The following is a 4,156-nucleotide window of genomic DNA, read 5'->3' on the forward strand; positions in this document are numbered from 1 at the left end:
CAAATGAACGAGTGCTTGCCGACCGCTCAAGATATCCAAGGTAAGCAGCCAGACAACGTCGCTGGCTCGAGTTTGGCATTGAGGGTCCACGGGAACGAGACGATCAATCAACCGAGGGAGGCCAAGATCCTTGAAAATGGTGCTTATTATATTCAAATAAGAACTTTCATAAATGGCACGGATTTGAACGCTCATGATGTAGAAACTCCTTTGCTTTCCTTGTGTTTCAAAGATTCATTCGACATGAAGATAAAAAAATCCTCCCGATTTTTGTCGAGAGGGCGCGAAATGTGAGTTGTTCCATCCTACCGAAATACAAAAAAGAAGCCATCTTAGTGGCTTCTCCTTTAAATAGGACTATGATTTTTTCTTTTCATAATAATGTTCACAAAGTCCATCCCCCATTACTTAACTTAATTAAAAAGTAGAGAGTCAAAATGCTTAAATAGTATTTTTGAATTTTTCAATTAACAAATTTTCAATTTCTTCTTCACCGACGATTCCAAGAGGGTTAGGAATTCCATCTGCTTCTTCTTTAGAAATAATTTCACATTCTAAAATTTCTTTTACACTGTCTCCAACGCTTTTATAATACTTATCCATAAAATAAACTTTATATGGTATCTGACGTAATTCCTCATCACTAAATACTTTATCAGGATAGTTGCAAACAAATCTCCATTTACGCTTTTTTATTCCAGTTATCCCTGTGTTTGCAATGAATAAAAATTGTTTCTCTTTTATTATCTGAAAAATCTCATTTATTGGAAGTTCTGTAGAAGAGAATTTGTTCAGATAACCAATTAAAATTTCTTCATCTTTACTTCCATTTATTTCTCCGGCTACGACAACACCGTATGCATATTTACAAATATCTTTTAAATAAATTTCAAAAATATTCCCTTCACTAATTTCTTTAAAATATTTTAGGTTATTTTTTTTAAACTTTATTTTTACTTCTAATATTGTTATATCAGGTATTTTCCTTTTATCAAAATTTAAAGCATTTAATAATATCTCCTCTATCTCTTTTAACGAAACATCGTTAATTTCTTTAAAATTAGAAGTAAGTAATTCATGTAATTTAAGTATTTTTTCATTCATTGTAATACCCCCATCTACTTTAATGACCTATACGCATTTCTAGATACACTCATATAATATTTATACTTCTTATTCTTACGGCTTATCGGCCTAATAATATTTCTTAGTTTCTTTTTCCCACCATATTTTAGATATAACCTGTGTTCTAATCCTCTAGCTTCTGCATAAGTCAGATTCGTTTTTACAACATTAAACGTTGCATCGCGATGTTTCCCCCGTTTATGTGCGTTTCTCCGACTAACAATATTTTTTGTTCTTCCCACATATACAACCTTCCCGTTCTTAGTCAATACATAAACACTATGTGATATTTTCTTAGCAGCTTTAATCCGTCCTCCACCTATAAATCCTAATGCCGCCGCAGCCGTGACACCTTTCCATCCCTTTCCCGACTTGTATGCCTTATACGCATCATAAGCTGCAAACCCTGCATTGATGGCCAGCCATACCCAATGCCCATCCGGATCTATCAACATCACTAGATTGTTATTTGCGTACGTGTATCCATTGTGCGTCAAGATATCGTCCGCATCCCCCGGATCCGGATCTAGGGATAGGAACACGCCATGCGTTGGATGATAGTACCAGGCGATCAGATAATACAGACCTGTTTCGTTGTCATATTGGTATCCCGCATAGCGATATGGGTTTTCGTCTGCCAAGGCGCCGGATTGGGAAAGAATGTTCCCCCACGCATCGTATTGATAACGGGCGACGATGTTTCCTTGCGCATCCGTCAGGGCGATGACATCGCCATGGGCGTTATAGTGGTAAAAATACGTTGCTGTGCCTTTCTTCATGGCAAGGAGCTGACCGTTTTCTCCGTATACATACGATTGTATCACATTTCCGCTCGCATTGGTTTCATATAAGACGTTGAGGCTGTCGCCTTGGTAATGGTAGTTCGTCACGGCGCCATTCACATTCTTTTGGATGCGTCGGCCGTCTTCATCATATTGGTACGTCACAAACGGCGTGCTTTCGCCTTTTTCCGACACATGTCTGGCACCATAATTAAAATAGAAAAGCAAGAGAATAGAATTTCTCCTGCTTTTCAAAAATTGTCTTCATCCTTTAAGTTTTGAAATGGTATTATCTACAAATTCCTAATTTTTGTAGTTCCTTAATAACTTCTCGCAAAACCTTTTAGCCTCCTCCTCGTCATAATAGACTGAATTGATATGATTGGTAACTTCGTTCAACTGAAAAGCGCCTGGCAATCGAATTTCAGCAAGTTTAGATTTAAAATTTTCTTTGCACGAAAACACATAAGTTTCAATATCTCTTTCCGCCCAGATTCCCCATTGCAAAGACGGCGAAGTAAAAACGAAATAAAAACCATAATGAACCAAACCAAATTTTCCATTATCGCTTTCTTCCATGTTGAAAATGTCTAAATAATGTTCATAAGTGAGTTCAACTGGAATTTTAACACATTCATACCATCCCATTTTTTCGTTATAGCAATTTTCCAGTTCTGCTAATACGACATATGAATCGCCTGATACTTTAGACAACTCTTGAATGCTATTCCAAAACTCTTCTTTAAATAGATGGTTATATTCTCCAAAAAGAAAACTACCATACCCCTTTTGGAATACTTGGTCTGGCAATTCACATTGAAGCTGAAATGTTGTACTTAAAATTTCTTTTATCTCTAAATACTCTTTTTCGTCTTTAATAAATAGTTCTTTCAAGTTCATTCTTTATCACCTAACCGAATTTTTAAAGGTGCGGCGCCTTTATGTCCTTTTGGAAAATACTCTGCCGTCCATCCATGCCAGTTTTTGGCCTTGGCACGTACAGTGTATGCAGCTCCATTTTTAGTTAACCTAAATATACTTCCCTTTCTCTCAAAATTCCAACCATTCTTTCTTAAATTTCTAACAAAAGATAGTACCTTTACATCAGTTCCTATATTACGAACACTTTTACCTTTTGTTTTGTTAATGTATTTAGATTTTTGACCTATATAGGCTAAAAACTTTGTAGCTTTTTTCGCTTTATATGCCCTATACGCAATTTTGGCACCTTTAAATGCCGCACCTCCAACCAGTCCCACGCCAACGGCAATCGCCGCCGCTTTCCAACCGCCTTTTTTAAAGGCCTTATACCCATCATACGCCGCCAATCCCGCATTAACGACCATCCACACAAAATGCCCATCCGGATCGACCATCATCACCGGGTTGTTGTTCGCATACGTATAGCCGTTTTGCGTCAGAATATCATCGGCATCGCCTGGGTCTGGGTCCATGGACAAGAACACGCCATGGGTCGGGTGGTAGTAACGGGCGATCAAGTAGTAGAGCCCGGTCTCCTCATCATATTGGTATCCCGCATAGCGATATGGGTTTTCGTCCGCCATCTCACCGGATTTTGAGAGAAGCTTGCCCCATGTGTCGTACTCGTAACGAGCGACCACGTTTCCTTGCGCATCTGTTAGGGCGATGACATCGCCATGGGCGTTATAGTGGTAGAAGTACGTGGCACCACCTTTTTTCATCGCCAACAGCTGCCCGTTTTCTCCGTATACATATGATTTTATCACATTTCCGCTCGCGTCGGTTTCATACAAGACGTTGAGGCTGTCACCTTGATAATGGTAATTCGTAATGACGTCATTGACATTCTTTTGGATGTGCCGACTGTCTTCACTGTACAATAAAAAGGTTATCCCTTAAATCATGGGATAACCCTAAAAAAGCTAAATATATTATTTCTGATTTTGTTTCTCGTAGTATGAATTAATAGTAACTATTCAGCCACATCATAAAGTGAGCTGAATATTTTTTGCTTTTCCTGTCCATGATGTGAATATTGATAGACAAGGAGGTGAATCGCATGTTGACGGTACAACAAGCTGTATTTACAGTTGAAAGCTTAATCAGCAAAGTCCAACAACAAAAGCAGCTCATTACTCACCAACAACAAGTCATTGAGCAACTGTTGAAAGAAAACAAACAGCTACGCAAAGAAAATGAACAACTCAAGTATCGCGTTCAAGAGCTGGAAGCACGCACGAAAAAAAACAGCTCCAATAGCCATTTGC

Annotated in this window: 3 protein-coding genes and 3 pseudogenes; 1 reads left to right on the plus strand and 5 read right to left on the minus strand. The window is 38.3% G+C overall.

The window, feature by feature from the left end; all coding sequences use genetic code 11:
• The 5 genes and pseudogenes from LH47_RS15705 to LH47_RS16250 form a co-directional block, all read right to left on the minus strand.
• Window positions 1–195, minus strand: a 195-nt coding sequence (locus LH47_RS15705; protein ID WP_152619617.1) for a DUF4277 domain-containing protein, incomplete at its 3' end; no start/stop codon positions are given.
• 246 nt (window positions 196–441) lie between these two features.
• Window positions 442–1,104, minus strand: a complete 663-nt coding sequence (locus LH47_RS14230; RefSeq protein ID WP_043968609.1) for an Imm26 family immunity protein — start codon at window positions 1,102–1,104, stop codon at window positions 442–444.
• Between the two features lie 14 nt (window positions 1,105–1,118).
• A pseudogene (locus LH47_RS14235) lies at window positions 1,119–2,102 on the minus strand (RHS repeat-associated core domain-containing protein); the annotation flags it as partial.
• 108 nt (window positions 2,103–2,210) lie between these two features.
• Window positions 2,211–2,807 (minus strand): hypothetical protein, encoded by a 597-nt coding sequence (locus LH47_RS14240; RefSeq protein WP_043968611.1) that lies wholly within the window; start codon window positions 2,805–2,807, stop codon window positions 2,211–2,213.
• A pseudogene (locus LH47_RS16250) lies at window positions 2,804–3,766 on the minus strand (RHS repeat domain-containing protein); the annotation flags it as partial. The gene LH47_RS14240 and the pseudogene LH47_RS16250, both read right to left, overlap by 4 nt.
• Window positions 3,767–3,948: 182 nt before the next feature.
• On the opposite strand from LH47_RS16250, the pseudogene LH47_RS14250 reads away from it, so the two are divergent.
• Window positions 3,949–4,156, plus strand: a pseudogene (locus LH47_RS14250) (IS66 family transposase); the annotation flags it as partial.

It is taken from the genome of Anoxybacillus thermarum, assembly GCF_000836725.1.
Classification (GTDB): domain Bacteria; phylum Bacillota; class Bacilli; order Bacillales; family Anoxybacillaceae; genus Anoxybacillus; species Anoxybacillus thermarum.

Bases quoted from the DNA above. Each gene is read 5' to 3' on its own strand.
- LH47_RS14230 (WP_043968609.1), bottom strand. From the start codon at position 1,104: ATGAATGAAAAAATACTTAAATTACATGAATTACTTACTTCTAATTTT.
- LH47_RS14240 (WP_043968611.1), bottom strand. From the start codon at position 2,807: ATGAACTTGAAAGAACTATTTATTAAAGACGAAAAAGAGTATTTAGAG.